Source organism: Noviherbaspirillum album (assembly GCF_035916955.1).
Taxonomy (GTDB): Bacteria; Pseudomonadota; Gammaproteobacteria; order Burkholderiales; family Burkholderiaceae_D; genus Noviherbaspirillum; species Noviherbaspirillum album.
Genome location: NZ_JAWIIV010000007.1, coordinates 128,566 through 142,943 on the forward strand (window position 1 = coordinate 128,566; position 14,378 = coordinate 142,943).

General features: G+C 63.8%; 13 protein-coding genes. 9 read left to right on the forward strand and 4 right to left on the reverse strand.

Annotated elements, in window-relative coordinates; all coding sequences use genetic code 11:
• Positions 1-83: 83 nt before the first annotated feature.
• Positions 84-989 (reverse strand): LysR family transcriptional regulator, encoded by a 906-nt coding sequence (locus RY831_RS10720; RefSeq protein ID WP_326506329.1) that lies wholly within the window; start codon positions 987-989, stop codon positions 84-86.
• Positions 990-1,083: 94 nt separating this feature from the next.
• Between RY831_RS10720 and RY831_RS10725 the strand changes: the two genes are divergently transcribed.
• Complete coding sequence (locus RY831_RS10725; RefSeq protein WP_326506330.1) at positions 1,084-2,088, forward strand: sodium-dependent bicarbonate transport family permease; 1,005 nt, start codon at positions 1,084-1,086, stop codon at positions 2,086-2,088.
• Between the two features lie 102 nt (positions 2,089-2,190).
• Here RY831_RS10725 and RY831_RS10730 read toward each other — a convergent pair whose 3' ends face one another.
• Positions 2,191-2,886 carry a UPF0149 family protein gene (locus RY831_RS10730; RefSeq protein WP_326506331.1) on the reverse strand — a complete coding sequence of 232 codons (696 nt, stop codon included), beginning with the start codon at positions 2,884-2,886 and terminating at the stop codon, positions 2,191-2,193.
• A gap of 164 nt (positions 2,887-3,050) precedes the next feature.
• Here RY831_RS10730 and RY831_RS10735 point away from each other — a divergent pair, with 164 nt between their 5' ends.
• Positions 3,051-4,067 carry a serine/threonine protein kinase gene (locus tag RY831_RS10735; protein ID WP_437126251.1) on the forward strand — a complete coding sequence of 339 codons (1,017 nt, stop codon included), beginning with the start codon at positions 3,051-3,053 and terminating at the stop codon, positions 4,065-4,067.
• Positions 4,068-4,084: 17 nt separating this feature from the next.
• Here RY831_RS10735 and RY831_RS10740 read toward each other — a convergent pair whose 3' ends face one another.
• Together RY831_RS10740 and RY831_RS10745 are read right to left on the reverse strand one after the other, a co-directional pair.
• Entirely contained in the window at positions 4,085-4,423 is a 339-nt protein-coding gene (locus RY831_RS10740) for a hypothetical protein (protein WP_326506332.1), read from the reverse strand.
• A gap of 93 nt (positions 4,424-4,516) precedes the next feature.
• On the reverse strand, positions 4,517-4,963 hold the full coding sequence (locus tag RY831_RS10745) for an Lrp/AsnC family transcriptional regulator (RefSeq protein WP_326506333.1): 447 nt from the start codon (positions 4,961-4,963) through the stop codon (positions 4,517-4,519).
• A gap of 138 nt (positions 4,964-5,101) precedes the next feature.
• On the opposite strand from RY831_RS10745, the gene RY831_RS10750 reads away from it, so the two are divergent.
• From RY831_RS10750 to RY831_RS10780, 7 genes are all read left to right on the forward strand, one after another.
• The gene (locus tag RY831_RS10750) at positions 5,102-6,250 is read left to right on the forward strand and encodes a saccharopine dehydrogenase family protein (protein WP_326506334.1); all 1,149 of its coding nucleotides are present in this window, start codon (positions 5,102-5,104) and stop codon (positions 6,248-6,250) included.
• Between the two features lie 11 nt (positions 6,251-6,261).
• Positions 6,262-7,776, forward strand: coding sequence for an L-piperidine-6-carboxylate dehydrogenase (gene amaB, locus RY831_RS10755; protein WP_326506335.1), 1,515 nt, complete (start codon positions 6,262-6,264; stop codon positions 7,774-7,776).
• Positions 7,777-8,263: 487 nt separating this feature from the next.
• Positions 8,264-9,289, forward strand: coding sequence for an arginine N-succinyltransferase (locus RY831_RS10760; RefSeq protein WP_326506336.1), 1,026 nt, complete (start codon positions 8,264-8,266; stop codon positions 9,287-9,289).
• 8 nt (positions 9,290-9,297) lie between these two features.
• A complete protein-coding gene (gene astA / locus RY831_RS10765) occupies positions 9,298-10,338 on the forward strand; it encodes an arginine N-succinyltransferase (RefSeq protein ID WP_326506337.1) in 1,041 nt (346 codons plus the stop codon).
• The gene (gene astD / locus RY831_RS10770; RefSeq protein WP_326506338.1) at positions 10,331-11,794 is read left to right on the forward strand and encodes a succinylglutamate-semialdehyde dehydrogenase; all 1,464 of its coding nucleotides are present in this window, start codon (positions 10,331-10,333) and stop codon (positions 11,792-11,794) included. The genes astA and astD overlap by 8 nt, the downstream gene beginning before the upstream one ends.
• A gap of 74 nt (positions 11,795-11,868) precedes the next feature.
• Positions 11,869-13,209 carry an N-succinylarginine dihydrolase gene (gene astB / locus RY831_RS10775; RefSeq protein WP_326506339.1) on the forward strand — a complete coding sequence of 447 codons (1,341 nt, stop codon included), beginning with the start codon at positions 11,869-11,871 and terminating at the stop codon, positions 13,207-13,209.
• A gap of 3 nt (positions 13,210-13,212) precedes the next feature.
• Positions 13,213-14,265, forward strand: coding sequence for a succinylglutamate desuccinylase (locus tag RY831_RS10780; RefSeq protein WP_326506340.1), 1,053 nt, complete (start codon positions 13,213-13,215; stop codon positions 14,263-14,265).
• Positions 14,266-14,378: the final 113 nt, after the last annotated feature.

Sequence of the window (14,378 nt, forward strand, 5' to 3'; positions counted from 1 at the left end):
ATTTACGCCGCTGGGCGGATCCCGCAGCCGCGCCGGGAAGCTTCAAGGGACAGGCACCCTGCGGCGGAACAACCGCTGAGGATTCATTTCGGCTTTTCCCACGCCCGCGCGCCGCGTTCCAGATGTTCGAGGAAAACCGCAGCGATGGGCGAGAGCCGCTTGCCCTTGGGATAGAGCGTCCACCAGTTGGATTGGACGGGAAATCCATCCACATTCAGGACGGCCAGCTTTTCGTCGGCAGGCCGCTCGGCCAGGGCATGCCGCGAGACTACCGCCATCCCCATGCCGGCGGCGACGGCCTGTTTAATGGCTTCGTTGCTCCCCAGTTCCAGCCGCACGTCCGGTTGGAACCGCAGCTGCCTGAAATGGTTGTCGCACGCAAGCCGCGTTCCGGAGCCCTTCTCGCGCAGGATGAACCGCAGCTCCTTCAGGCTGGCCAGCGGAACGGTCTTCCTGCGCGCCAGGGGATGCGACAGCGGTGCAATGAGTTCCAGCGGGTTGGAAAGAAAGGCATGACGCTCCAGCTCCATATCGTCCGGCGGCATCGACATGATGTATAAGTCGTCGCGGTTGTCGCGCAGGCGAGCGACAACGCCATCCCGGTTCAGCACTTCCAGCGCGATGTCGATATCCGGATAGCTGGCGCAGAACTCGCCCAGCAGCCGAGGCACGAAATATTTTGCCGTGCTTACCACCGCCACCCGCAACTGGCCGCGCGTCATGCCTTTCATAGCGTCGATTTGCTGAGCAAAGGCGCTCCATTCATCTACCATCGCACGAGCCGTCCTGGCCAGCGCCTCGCCGGCCGGGGTCAGGTACATCCGCTTTCCGATCTGTTCGTAAAGCGGCATGCCAATGCTCTCTGCCAGTTCCTTCAACTGCATGGAAACGGTTGGCTGGGTGACGTGGCAGGCATGCGCCGCGGCGGTGATGCTCAGGTGCTCAGCAAATGACAGAAACAGCCGAAGCTGGCGAAAGGTGGCGTTCATAGACAAATCTCTATGCTATGCATCAGAAGAATCGATTTTTCCTTATCTTGCCGAGAGGTTAGCATGCGTTTCCTATTCCCATAACAAGCAGAACATGCAAAATTTCCTTGATCCGGCCATCCTCTTCTTTGTCGTGGGCGTGCTCGCGGGCTGCCTGAAATCCAATCTCGAAATTCCCCAGCCGATTTCACGTTTCCTCTCCCTTTACCTGCTGATGGCCCTTGGCCTGAAAGGTGGGTTCGCGCTTGCGCAATCCGGGCTGACCGCCGAAGTTGCCATCAGCCTGGGGTGCGCCGTGCTGCTCGCGGTATGTGTCCCTATCGCGGGCTATCAGCTTCTCCGGCGCATCGTGCCGCCGTTCGATGCGGCCGCGCTGGCGGCGACCTATGGCTCGGTCAGCGCCGTCACCTTCATCACGGCAACCCAGTATCTAGACGGACAGCAGATTGCCTACGGCGGCCACATGGCGGCGGCCATGGCCCTGATGGAATCGCCGGCCATCATCATCGCAGTTCTTCTCGCAAATTCGCTGCGGCAGGCGGCGCAATCGGTCATGTCAGCCGGCGGTGCAGCCGTTCTGGGCAGCCCCATTGCGTCGAACGACTCGACGCGAATCGGAAAGATCCTTCATGAATCATTCACGGACGGTACCCAGCTGCTGCTGCTCGGCGCGATGCTTGTCGGCCTCGTAACCGGCGATCTGGGCAAGCAGGCCATGGCACCGTTCTCGGTGGACCTGTTCAAGGGAATGCTGGCCTTCTTCCTGCTCGACATGGGTCTGCTCGCGGCTCGCAACCTGGGTTCGCTGCGCGGGCAGTCTCCCTGGCTGCTTTGCTACGCAGTGCTGGCACCGCTGGCGCATGCCATGCTGGCACTTGGCCTGTCGGTCGCCTTCGGCATCGCTGCCGGCAATGCCGCGCTCCTGATGGTGCTGGCTGCGAGCGCGTCTTACATAGCCGTGCCGGCGGTGGTGCGCTACTCCATCCCGGAAGCCAATCCGTCGATGTATTTCAGCTTGTCGCTGGGAGTGACTTTCCCCCTGAATATACTCATCGGCATTCCGGTCTATAGCGCAATCGCCCGTCATTTTCTGGGCTGACAAGCCGATACCTCGCAACGCAGCGCAGATTCCTGCCTGCGCTGCGCTATCCAGGACGGCAGTGCAGGGCGGTGTTGCCGGATCGGATGCGTGGCTGGTGCCTTACTCGCCCTGATCAGCGCCGCAGCACTTCTTGTATTTCTTGCCGCTGCCGCAGGGGCAGGGATCGTTGCGCCCAACCTTCGGCGCATCGCGCTGCACCTGCTGCACCGCGGACTTGCGATGCGGCTTCCAGTAACGATGAATATGCGGAACCGCAGCCTCGACCTCGATCGCCATCTTGTGCCGCTTGACCGGGTCGTCGACCAGCGCCATTTCCTCTTCCTCTATCTCTTCCGCGCCCAGCAGATAAATCTTTTCCGCAAAATCCGCCACCTCGGACGACCAGATCGGTTCCCAGGCCTCGGCGCGCAGTTCGATGCCTTCCCAGAAACCCCATGCCCAGGCTTCGCCGTCGATCAGGGTGCGGCCGTCGACTTCGTGTTCGCAGTACAGCGGTTCGAATTCCTTGGGCGCGACTTCGAAGGTGATCGCCACTTCATTCATGAAGCGGGCGATCAGGCCGGTAATGCGGTCGGCTTCCTTCGGGTTCTTGAATTCCGGCCCCTTCGCGCCGTGCGAGCCCCACACCTTGGGCAGCCATTCCGCCATCGGCACTTCTTCCGGGCCGATGGCCAGCGCGGTCAGGTAGCCATGGAGAGAGTCCATCGTCATGCCGTCCTCGGCACAGCGGTCGGAGAGGAGGAACTGGTCCAGTTCCTGGAATTCCTTGTCGGAAAGCGGTTCGTCGAGATGCATGGAAGTGATTTGATTGAACGTCGAAAGCCGACAGTGTAACCCTTGTAATCCGTGGCGCTGCAATCGAGCGCCGCAATGAGCCGCTATACTGGCAGCCTGCGTCAGCGCGCCGTGCCACGCAATCCTGCCGCACGCCTGCCGCACGTCATTGGGTTTCCCATCTCATGAACATGCATTCCTTCCAGCCGGAATCCTTCGCCGGCCTGACTCCCGATATCGTGATTGCCGCGCTGGAAGAGTGCGGTTTCTATTCCGACGGCCGCCTGCTCGCGCTCAACAGCTATGAAAACCGCGTCTACCAGGTCGGCATGGAGGAGGGGCCGCCGCTGATCGTGAAGTTCTATCGACCGCGCCGCTGGAGCGACGAGGCGATCCTGGAAGAGCACCGTTTCGTCGAGGCGCTGGCCGAGCGGGAGATTCCCGCGGTGCCGGCACTCAGGCTCGGCGCCCAGGGTACCGAGGCTGGCGAGGGCTCGCTGCGGGAACATGCGGGCTTTCGCTTCGCGGTATTCCCCCGGCATGGCGGCCGGGCGCCTGAACTGGATGACAGCCGCACCCTGGAATGGCTGGGTCGTTTCATCGGCCGGATTCACGCGGTGGGCGCCGCGCAAGCCTATGCTCATCGCCCGGTACTCGACCTGGACTCGTTCGGCGAAACGCCGTACCGCTACCTGCTGGAGCAGGGCTTCATTCCCGCCGATCTCGTCGAGGCTTACCGCAGCGTTGCGCAGCAGGCGCTGGACGGCGTGCGGCGCTGCTACGAGCGTGCCGGCGACGTCGCCACGCTGCGCCTGCACGGCGATTGCCACGTGGGCAACGTGCTGTGGACGGATGCCGGACCGCATTTCGTCGATTTCGACGACAGCCGGACCGGCCCTGCGATACAGGACTTGTGGATGCTGCTGTCGGGCGAGCGGCAGGACATGGTGCGGCAATTGTCGGATCTGCTGGCCGGCTATGAAGATTTCCGCGAATTCAACGAGCGCGAGCTGTATTTGATCGAAGCCCTGCGCACCCTGCGGCTGATCCATTATTCCGCGTGGCTGGCCAGCCGCTGGCATGATCCCGCATTTCCCGCCGCCTTTCCCTGGTTCAATACCCAGCGTTACTGGCAGGACCGCGTGCTGGAACTGCGCGAGCAGGTGGCGCTGATGCAGGAGCCGCCGCTGTGGCCGCTTTAAGGATCAAACCTTAAGGATCAGATCTTCTGTCCTGCGGCCGCCAGGCGGTCGAGGTTCTCGATGATCCTGTCCGTGGAAGGATCGCTGTTGGCAATCAGCACCGCGCGCTCGATCGCATCGTCGCGCGCGGTCCTGGCATAGTAGTTCAGCAGGTAGTCGGCATTTTCCACGCCCGGCACGCCGCGTCCGTCTTCCCTGGCCAGCTTGCGCACATACCAGACGGCATAGCCGTTGGATTCTTCGCTGCAATACACTTCCGCGGAATGATAGGGGCCGAGCGGATGCTCTTCCGGGTCGGTGAACCACACCACCTTGCGCCACAGATGATTTTTCTTCGATTCAGGAATGGTATGCATGGGATTCTCTCTCGATTGCGGCTTGTCCTTGCAGCTTGTCCTTGCGGTATGCCTGCGATGCCGCGTAGCAAAGCTTAGGTTAATTCGCCCGGATCAGACCGGACTTCTGTCAATTCTCTTGGTCAGGATGATGGAGGTCGACGTCTGTCGCACGCCGTCGATGGCGCCGACCTGGTCGAGCAGGCGATCGAGTTCGGCGGTCGACTGGCAGCGCAGGGTCAGCATGTAATCGACCGGGCCGCTGACGGCGCACAGCGTTTCCGCTTCCGGCACCTTCTGCAGCAGCTTCACCAGGTTGGCCGCCTTGCCCGGATCGACCGCGATGCCGACATAGGCGCGCACCGCCGGCTGGTAAAGCTCCTGGTTCAGCCGCACGCCATAGCCGGCGATCACGCCGCGCTTCTCCAGGCCGGCGATGCGGGCGATCGCGGTGGTGCGCGCGATGTCGACCTTTTTCGCAATGGTCGCCACCGGCATGCGCGCATCGTCCATCAGCAGCGCGAGAATCCTGTTGTCGATGTCGTCAAGTTCCGGTTTCATGTCAGCCGCCCGATCCCCTGCCTGGTCAATATGTCTCGTTGTTTCGTCATTACGTCGCCTAATCATACATTGTGACGACGCTTTGCTCCCTGTTTTCTGACAGTCAAGGGCCTTACACTTTTTGCATGCCCTCGGCACATGCCGACGGCGCCTTGCAGGACCCATCACAAGACCAGAAACAAAAGAGAGGACATCATGAAAACCAAAGTCATCCTCCTCGGCGCCGGCAAGATCGGCGACGCCATCCTCAACCTGCTGTCCCACAGCGGCGACTACCGGCTCACCGTAGCCGACCGCGACCGGCAGCGGCTGGCCCACGTGCAGGCGATGCGCTTTCCCGGCGTGAGCGCAGTGCAGGCGGATATCGCGGACGGCAGCGCGGTGGCAAGCCTCGTCGACGGCCATGAGGTGGTGCTTTCGGCCACGCCCTACTTCCTGACGCCGCTCATCGCCGGCGCCGCGAAGAAAGCCGGCGCGCATTACTTCGACCTCACCGAAGACGTGCAAAGCACGCGCATCGTCAAGCAGCTGGCCGAGGATGCAGACACCGCATTCGTGCCGCAGTGCGGCCTGGCGCCCGGCTTCATCTCCATCGTCGCCAACGACGTGGCGGGCCGCTTCGATACGCTGCGCGACGTCACCATGCGCGTCGGTGCCTTGCCAACCTTTCCAAGCAATGCGCTGAAATACAACCTGACCTGGAGCACCGACGGCCTCATCAATGAATACTGCAATCCCTGCGAAGCCATCGTCGACGGTAGCCTGCGCGAAGTCTCGCCGCTGGAGGAGGTGGAGCATTTTTCGCTCGACGGCATCGACTACGAAGCCTTCAACACTTCGGGCGGCCTGGGCACGCTGTGCGAAAGCCTGGCCGGCAGGGTGCGGAACCTGAACTACAAGACGGTGCGCTATCCGGGGCACCGAGATATCGTCAAAGTGCTGGTGCGCGACCTGCAGCTCGGCCTGCTGGAGCGCCGCCCGATTCTCAAGGAAGTGCTGGAGACCGCGATACCCATCACCCGCCAGGACGTGGTGCTGGTCTTCGCCAGCGTGTGCGGCATGCGCGAGGGAAGGCTGGAACAGGAAACCTATGCGAAGAAGATCTACAGCCAGCAGGTGAACGGCCATCTGCTGTCGGCCATCCAGATCACCACCGCGGCAGGCATCTGCACGATGCTTGACCTGGTGATGCAGGGCAGGCTGCCGAGGCGCGGCCTGATCCGGCAGGAACAGGCTAGACTGCAAGACTTCCTGGACAACCGTTTCGGCCGCTTCTACGCGGCATGAGGAGAACAGCGATGGAGACAGTCAAGGCAATCGGCGATGTGCTCGGACAACTGGGCGTCGATCTGCGAGCCCACGCGGGCGGCGACCTGAACAGCAGATCCCCGATCGACGGCGGCATCCTGGCCAGCCTGCGGGCCGATACGGCGCAGGAAACGACAGACAAGATCGGGCAGGCCCATGCCGCGTTCCTGCAGTGGAGAAACCTACCGGCACCGCGCCGGGGAGAACTGGTCAGGCTGTTCGGCGAGGAACTGCGCATGCACAAGGAAGCGCTCGGCAGGCTGGTGACCCTGGAAACCGGCAAGATCCTGCAGGAAGGGCTTGGCGAGGTGCAGGAAATGATCGACATCTGCGACTTCGCGGTCGGCCTGTCCAGGCAATTGTATGGACTCACCATCGCGTCCGAGCGCCCCGGCCACAGGATGATGGAAACCTGGCATCCGCTGGGCGTGACAGGCGTCATTTCGGCATTCAATTTTCCGGTCGCGGTATGGTCATGGAATGCGGCGCTGGCCTTCGTCTGCGGCGACAGTGTGGTGTGGAAGCCGTCGGAAAAAACGCCGCTCACCGCCATCGCGGTGCAGGCGCTGTTCGAACGGGCGGCGGCGCGTTTCGGCAATGATGCGCCCCCGGGCCTGTCGGCCTTGATCATCGGCGGAAGAGAGGCCGGCGAAGCCCTGGTCGACGACAGGCGCGTGCCGCTCGTCAGTGCCACCGGCAGCACCCGCATGGGTCGTGCGGTGGCCGAACGCTGCGCGCGCCGCATGGCCCGTTCGCTGCTCGAACTCGGCGGCAACAACGCCATGATCGTCGCGCCCAGCGCCGACCTGGAACTTGCTACGCGCGCCATCGTATTTTCCGCGGTCGGCACGGCAGGACAGCGCTGCACCACGCTGCGCAGGCTGTTCGTGCATGACAGCGTCGCCGACAGCCTGCTGGCGCGCCTGAAGAAAATCTATGAAACCCTGCCTGTAGGCAATCCGCTGGAGCAGGGCACGCTGGTGGGGCCGCTGATCGACGAAGCGGCCTATTCAGCGATGCAAGATGCGCTGGAACAGGCGCGTGCCGAAGGTGGCAGGGTACATGGCGGCAGCCGCGCGCAGGTGGCCGGCTGCAAAGGCGGCCATTACGTGGCGCCGGCGCTGGCCGAAATGCCTGAACAGACCGCCGTGATGCATCACGAAACCTTCGCGCCCATCCTCTACATTGCGCGCTACCAGTCGCTGGAACAGGCAATCGCCTGGAACAACGCCGTCCCGCAGGGACTGTCGTCGAGCATATTCACTACCGATATCCGCGAAGCGGAAATGTTCATGTCGGCCTCCGGCAGCGACTGCGGGATTGCCAACGTCAACATCGGCCCCAGCGGCGCGGAGATAGGCGGCGCCTTCGGCGGCGAAAAGGAAACCGGCGGCGGCCGCGAATCGGGTTCGGACGCATGGAAAGCCTACATGCGCCGCGCGACAAACACGGTGAACTACAGCCAGGCGCTGCCGCTGGCGCAGGGGATCAGTTTCGAGATTTGAGGGAGGGCTGCCCGAACTTGGCCAGCGTTGCTTAAAGAGGCTGTTAGTGCCCCTTCTGCTGACGCCAAAAGAACTGGCTGCAAAGCGGATAAGAAGCGCAGATGTCTGAGCCGAAGGCGAGTTTCTGCGCTTCCCGCTTTGCAGCCAGTTCTTTTGGGAACTCCGCAGGGGCAGCAGTAGCGGGGTCGCCTTTCTTTGCCTACTTTCTTTGGCGAAGCAAAGAAAGTAGGTGGCCCGCCGGGGCCAGACCCGGCAAGCCTCCACAAAGAAACCTATGAAAAACCAACGCTCCGAACGAAGGTCACCTGTGCAGGCGCAGAGGCTTGCACTACCTACGCTTTGGGGCAATAAAAAAACAACAATACCCACGCATTGGGGTAACAACAGACAACAACATGTCGCCGCGCAATAAACGGAACCACACCAGCATCCGCGCATCAACCATGAACAGTTACACTGTCCCACAAGGCACTCCCCGGAGAACACCATGTTCGTCGTCAGGCCCGCAGAGACATCAGATATCCTGGCACTGGAAACGCTCGCCGCAATAACGACATTCGGCGTCCACACACTGCCGCGCACCCGCAAATCGATAGAAAAGACGGTGGACCGGTCGATCGCCTCGTTCGCGCGTCAACCGCAACTGCCCGCCGACGAATCCTATTGTTTCGTGCTCGAAGCGCCGGACGGTTCCTTGGCCGGAAGCGCGTTGATATCGGCAACCGCCGGCGCCAACGGCACCTTCTTCGCATTCCGCAACGATGTGCTGAACCAGGTCTCGCGCGACCTCGACATCAGCCACAACGTGCATGCGCTGACGCTGTGCTCGGACCTCACGGGTCATTCGCAGCTTTCCAGCTTCCACCTGCGCAACCGGAGGAACGCCGGCGCCGAGGCCGCCCTGCTGTCGCGCGCGCGTCTGCTGTTCGCCGCCGCCGCGCCGCAGCGCTTCAGCGACAGGTTCTTCGCCTCCATGTCGGGCGTCATCGATGGGGATGGCCGCTCGCCGTTCTGGGAAGCCTTGGGCCGGAAATTCTTCGGGATGGATTTTCTGGAGGCGGAGCGAATGATCGAAGGCGCGCGCAACCGCACCGTGATCGTCGAACTGATGCCGCACTATCCGGTCTACGTGCCGCTGCTGCCCGCCGACGCGCAGGCGGCGATGGAGCAGGTGCATCCCGACGGCGAACTGCCGTTCCGCATCCTGTCGGAGGAAGGATTCGTGTCGGACAAGTACATCGATATCTTCGACGGCGCACCGGTGCTGCGGGCGCACAAGAATGCGCTGCGTTCGTTCACCGACGCCGTCGCGTGCAGCGCGTCCGCTGGCGAGGATCCGGAAGCCGGAGCCCGCCTGACGTGCCTGGTGGCGACACTGCGCGATGAGCACTTCCGCGCCGTGATGGCCCGCTGCAGTCTTCCCCCGGAGACCGAAAGCGTCATGCTGCCGGCCGACGCCATGCGCCGCCTCGACGTGGTCGACGGCGATTCCATCCTGTGTGTCAGCTTGTGAGGCCGGCCATGCTCATCGTGCGCACCATCAGGGAAGAGGATCTGGATGGCCTGCTGGCGCTTGCGGCGCAGGTCGGCCCCGGCATGACCACGCTCAAGCCGGACCGCAAGACGCTGGCCCGGCGGGTCGAAATCGCCTGCGCCTCGTTCGCTGATCAGATCGAACCCGCGCAACGCGATTACGTGTTCGTGATGGAAGAGTCCGAAACCCGGCGCCTGGTCGGCGTTTGCGGAATCAAGGGCGCCGTCGGCCTCGACGAGCCATTCTACAACTACAGGATCGGCACGCTGGTCCACTCCAGCAACGAACTCAAGGTCTTTTCGCGCATGGATACGCTGTATCTGTCGAACGACCTCACCGGCTGCGCTGAACTGTGCTCGCTGTTCCTGCATCCGGATTTCCGCAGTGGCAGCAACGGCAAGCTGCTGTCGAAGTCGCGCTTCCTGTTCATCGCGCAGTTCCCGCACCTGTTCCCGGAAAAGCTGATCGCGGAAATGCGCGGCTACCAGCGCGAAGACGGCACCTCGCCGTTCTGGGACAGTCTCGGCCAGCATTTTTTCCGGATGGATTTCAATCGCGCCGACGACCTGAGCAGCCTGGGCCAGAAATCGTTCATCGCCGAGCTGATGCCCAAGTATCCGCTGTACGTCGCTTACCTGCCGCAGGAAGCGCAGCAGGTGATCGGCCGGGTGCACGTCGCCACCGCGCCGGCGCGCCACCTGCTGGAGCAGGAAGGCATGCACTACGAGGGCTATGTCGATATCTTCGATGCCGGCCCTGTGCTGCAGGCGCGCGTCATCGAATTGCGCGCCCTGCGGGAAAGCAGCCTTGCGGTCGTCGATGCCAAGGCCGGGGCGGCATACGCGGCTCAACAGCCCTTCCTGCTGGCGAGTACCCGCATGGCCGGCTTCCGAGTGACCGTCGCGGACATCCAGCCGGAAGAGGGCCGCATCGGCCTGTCCGAGCCACAAAAGGAAGCGCTTGCCGTCGGCGACGGCGATACCGTGCGCACCATGGCGCTCAATCCCAAGAAGGTGAACCATGCATAGCCATTATCTGAACGGGCAGTGGATTGCCGGAGACGGGGCGCCGTTCACGGTGACCGATCCCTCCACCGGAGAGGTGATCTGGACCGGCGCCGAAGCCACGCCCGGCGAAATCGATGCCGCCTGCGGGGCCGCGCGCGCTGCTTTCGAGCCGTGGTCGATGCTGCCGCCCGAGGAACGCATCGCCGTATGCCGGCGCTTCCGCGACCTGCTGCAGCAGCATGCCGAAACCCTGGCCCTCCTGATCTCCCGCGAAGTCGGCAAGCCGCTCTGGGAGGCGCGCACCGAAGTCGCAAGCATGGCGAACAAGATCGAGATATCGGCACAGGCCTACGGCGCGCGCACCGGCGAGAGCCGCGCCGCGGCACCCGACGGCATTGCCGTGTTGCGGCACCGGCCGCATGGCGTGTTCGGCGTATTCGGCCCCTACAATTTCCCCGGCCATCTGCCCAACGGCCATATCGCGCCTGCGCTGATCGCCGGCAACACGGTGGTGCTTAAGCCCAGCGAGCATGCGCCGCAGACCGCCTTGCTGACCGTGCAGCTGTGGAGCGAGGCAGGCTTGCCCCAAGGTGTGCTGAACCTCGTCAACGGCGGCCGCGAGACCGGCGCGGCGCTTGCACGGCATGCGGCGCTCGACGGCATTCTCTTTACAGGCAGCTACCAGACTGGCGCATTGCTGCATCGCCAGTACGCAGGGCAGCCGGGGAAGATGCTGGCGCTGGAGATGGGCGGCAACAATCCGCTGATCGCCTGGGATGTCGAACAGATCGATGCAGCGGTTCATCATGCAGTCTTTTCCGCATTCGTCAGTGCCGGCCAGCGCTGCACCTGCGCCCGTCGCCTGATCGTGGAAGATTCGCCGCGCGGCCAGGCCCTGATCGAGCGGCTGGTCGAAGTGAGCGGCAAGATCGCGGTGGGCCGCTACGATACGGTGCCCGCGCCCTTCATGGGGCCGGTGGTGTCCGCGCGCATCGCCGAACGCCTGCTGCAGGCGCAGTCGGACCTGATCGCACGCGGCGGCACCAGCCTGCTTGCGATGCGCTCGCTGCGGCAGGGAACCGGCTTTCTCAGCCCCGGCATCGTAGACGTGACCGCTGCCGCGAACGTCCCGGACGAGGAATGGTTCGGACCCATGCTGCAGGTGATCCGGGTGCGAGATTTCGACGACGCGATATGCACGGCCAATGCGACGCAGTACGGCCTCGCCGCCGGGCTGCTCAGCGAAAACGCGGCGCTGTGGCCGCGTTTCCAGGCACGCATGCGAGCCGGCATCGTCAACTGGAACCGTCCGACCACCGGGGCCGCCAGCACCGCGCCCTTCGGCGGCGTCGGCAGCTCCGGCAATCACCGGCCGAGCGCGTATTACGCCGCCGACTATTGCGCCTATCCGGTCGCATCGATCGAAAACAGCCGGCTTGAATTGCCAGCGCAGCTTTCGCCCGGCCTGCTGTTTTGAGGGGCAACCGCACGGGCAACTGCAAGGACAAGGACAACTGCAAGCACAACTGCAATGCGCAAGCAAGGATCACCATGAGCAAAGCATCCGAATTCAATTTCGACGGGCTGGTCGGTCCGTCGCATAACTACGCCGGGCTGTCATTCGGCAATGTCGCCTCTTTCAGCAATGTCAAGAGTGCTTCCAATCCGAAGGAGGCGGCGCTGCAGGGGTTGGCCAAGATGCGTGCGCTGGCGGCGCGCGGCTTCGCGCAGGCGATGCTGCCGCCGCATGCCCGGCCGAATTTCCGGCTGCTGCGGAGCATCGGTTTTACCGGCAGCGATGCCGAGGTGATCGCACGGGCATACCGGGAAGCTCCGGTCATCCTGGCCAGCGCCTATTCCGCCTCTCCGATGTGGACGGCCAATGCCGCCACCGTGAGTCCGTCCGCCGACACCGCGGACGGCCGCGCGCATTTCACCGTCGCCAACCTGAACAACAAGCTGCACCGTTCCTATGAACAGGCGCAGACCGCCAGGACCCTGCGCGCAATATTCGGCGACAAGCGGCATTTCGCGGTGCATGATGCGCTGCCTTCGACACCCGCCTTCGGCGATGAAGGCGCGGCCAACCATACCCGCCTGTGCGCCAGCCACGACAGCCCCGGCGTGGAGATGTTCGTCTACGGCCGCGTCGAGTTCGATCCGGATGCGCCCGCGCCGCGGCATTACCCTGCACGCCAGACGCTGGAGGCGAGCCAGGCCGTGGCGCGTCTGCACGGTCTGGCCGGGGAACGTACCGTCTTCGTGCAGCAGGCGCCGGACACCATCGACCAGGGCGTCTTCCATAACGACGTGATCGCGGTCGGCAATGCCGATGTCCTGTTCTATCACCAGCGCGCATTCCTCGATGAGCAGGGAACGCTGCACCGCCTGCAACGCGCAATGGAAGTGTTGGGGGCGGAATTGCATGCGGTACGCGTCGACGCGGCCGACGTGCCGGTTGCCGACGCTGTATCGAGCTACCTGTTCAACAGCCAGTTGCTGAGCAAGGCCGATGGCCGCATGGCGCTGGTGGTGCCGCAGGAATGCCAGGAGAATCCCGCCGTGGCGCGTTACCTGCAGCGGCTGGCGGCCAGCGGCGGCCCGATCGACGAACTGATCAGCTTCGACCTGCGACAGAGCATGCGCAACGGGGGCGGACCCGCCTGCCTGCGCCTGCGGGTGGCGCTGAGGGACCAGGAGGCGGCGGCAATGCATCAGGGAGTGGTGATGACGGAAGCGCTTCATGCCCGCCTGGCGGCCTGGGTCGGCAGGCATTACCGCGACCGCCTCAGCCCGGCCGACCTTGCCGATCCCGCGCTGGCGGTCGAAGTGCAGACGGCTCTGGAAGAGCTTGCCGGCATCCTCGGTCTTCCCGGCCTGTATGAGTTTTGACGCATGAACCGGGTCACCATGGATAAGCAGGCGAATCAAGCTGGCGAAGAGCATGACAGGCAGGGCGGGGCGGCGGTGAAGGCGCTTGCCGCGGGAGAGTTCTCGGACATGGCGGCGGCCTTCACCTCCGCCGGCTTGTCAGTCGAGCGTCCGGCGCATGGCATGCTGCGCCTGAGCCGTCCGTCCGCCGAACCAAAGCGCATGAGGCTGCTGCTGTCGGTCGGAATTCATGGCGACGAGACGACGCCGGTCGAAATCGTCGGACGCATCCTGCACGGTCTGGCGCAGGCGCCGCAGCGGTCGTCGCTTGCGACAGACCTCGACCTGATGCTAGTGGTGGGCAACACGGCCGCGATCGCCGCCGGCCGGCGTTTCATTGATGCCGATCTCAACCGCATGTTCCGCGATCAGCGGGGCGACCTGGCGCAAACCGCCGAAGCCCTGCGCGCCGATGACATCATGCGCGCGACAGCGGCGTTCTTCAAGGGCGGCCCAGCGGGAGAGAAGTGGCATCTCGACCTGCATACCGCGATCCGACCATCCCGCTATCCGGCTTTCGCCGTTGTGCCGGACGACATTGCCCAGCCCGGCAAGCTTGCCTTGCTCGGCTGTCTCGGCGCAGCCGGCTTGGAGGCGGCGATATTGAACCCGGCATCCGCCGGCACCTACAGTGCCTGGACCGCCGGGCGTTTTGGCGCGGTGGCAGCAACGGTGGAACTGGGGCAGGTCGGCAGCATCGGCGGCAACGACCTCGAGCGCTTCGCCGCCGCATCCGCCATGCTCGACGCTTTCCTGGCGACCGGCGCTCCGCCTTCCGCGCCGCCGCCGGCCATATTTCGCGTGAAGCAGCAGCTGGTCAAGCAGAGTCCGGCGTTCCGCATGGCCATCGATCGCATGGCGCCCAATTTCACCGAGATGCAGCCCGGCGAGCTGATTGCCGAGGATGGCGATGTCATCTATCGGGTCGGAAGCGAACCGGAGTATGTGGTCTTTCCCAATCCGGACGTGCGGCCGGGGCTGCGCGCGGGCCTGATGGTGATAAGGAGCGCGCTCTAGAGCGGATTGCGGATGGGTGTAGGGAGGAATCGGTTTGTCTTGGGATGCAGGGCAAGGCGAGAGGAGCGCCGTGTGGCGGGCCACACAAGCGACGAACAACGCTGCCATGCACC

Bases quoted from the DNA above. Each gene is read 5' to 3' on its own strand.
- RY831_RS10720 (WP_326506329.1), bottom strand. From the start codon at position 989: ATGAACGCCACCTTTCGCCAGCTTCGGCTGTTTCTGTCATTTGCTGAG.
- RY831_RS10725 (WP_326506330.1), top strand. From the start codon at position 1,084: ATGCAAAATTTCCTTGATCCGGCCATCCTCTTCTTTGTCGTGGGCGTG.
- RY831_RS10730 (WP_326506331.1), bottom strand. From the start codon at position 2,886: ATGCATCTCGACGAACCGCTTTCCGACAAGGAATTCCAGGAACTGGAC.
- RY831_RS10735 (WP_437126251.1), top strand. From the start codon at position 3,051: ATGAACATGCATTCCTTCCAGCCGGAATCCTTCGCCGGCCTGACTCCC.
- RY831_RS10740 (WP_326506332.1), bottom strand. From the start codon at position 4,423: ATGCATACCATTCCTGAATCGAAGAAAAATCATCTGTGGCGCAAGGTG.
- RY831_RS10745 (WP_326506333.1), bottom strand. From the start codon at position 4,963: ATGAAACCGGAACTTGACGACATCGACAACAGGATTCTCGCGCTGCTG.
- RY831_RS10750 (WP_326506334.1), top strand. From the start codon at position 5,102: ATGCCGACGGCGCCTTGCAGGACCCATCACAAGACCAGAAACAAAAGA.
- amaB (WP_326506335.1), top strand. From the start codon at position 6,262: ATGGAGACAGTCAAGGCAATCGGCGATGTGCTCGGACAACTGGGCGTC.
- RY831_RS10760 (WP_326506336.1), top strand. From the start codon at position 8,264: ATGTTCGTCGTCAGGCCCGCAGAGACATCAGATATCCTGGCACTGGAA.
- astA (WP_326506337.1), top strand. From the start codon at position 9,298: ATGCTCATCGTGCGCACCATCAGGGAAGAGGATCTGGATGGCCTGCTG.
- astD (WP_326506338.1), top strand. From the start codon at position 10,331: ATGCATAGCCATTATCTGAACGGGCAGTGGATTGCCGGAGACGGGGCG.
- astB (WP_326506339.1), top strand. From the start codon at position 11,869: ATGAGCAAAGCATCCGAATTCAATTTCGACGGGCTGGTCGGTCCGTCG.
- RY831_RS10780 (WP_326506340.1), top strand. From the start codon at position 13,213: ATGAACCGGGTCACCATGGATAAGCAGGCGAATCAAGCTGGCGAAGAG.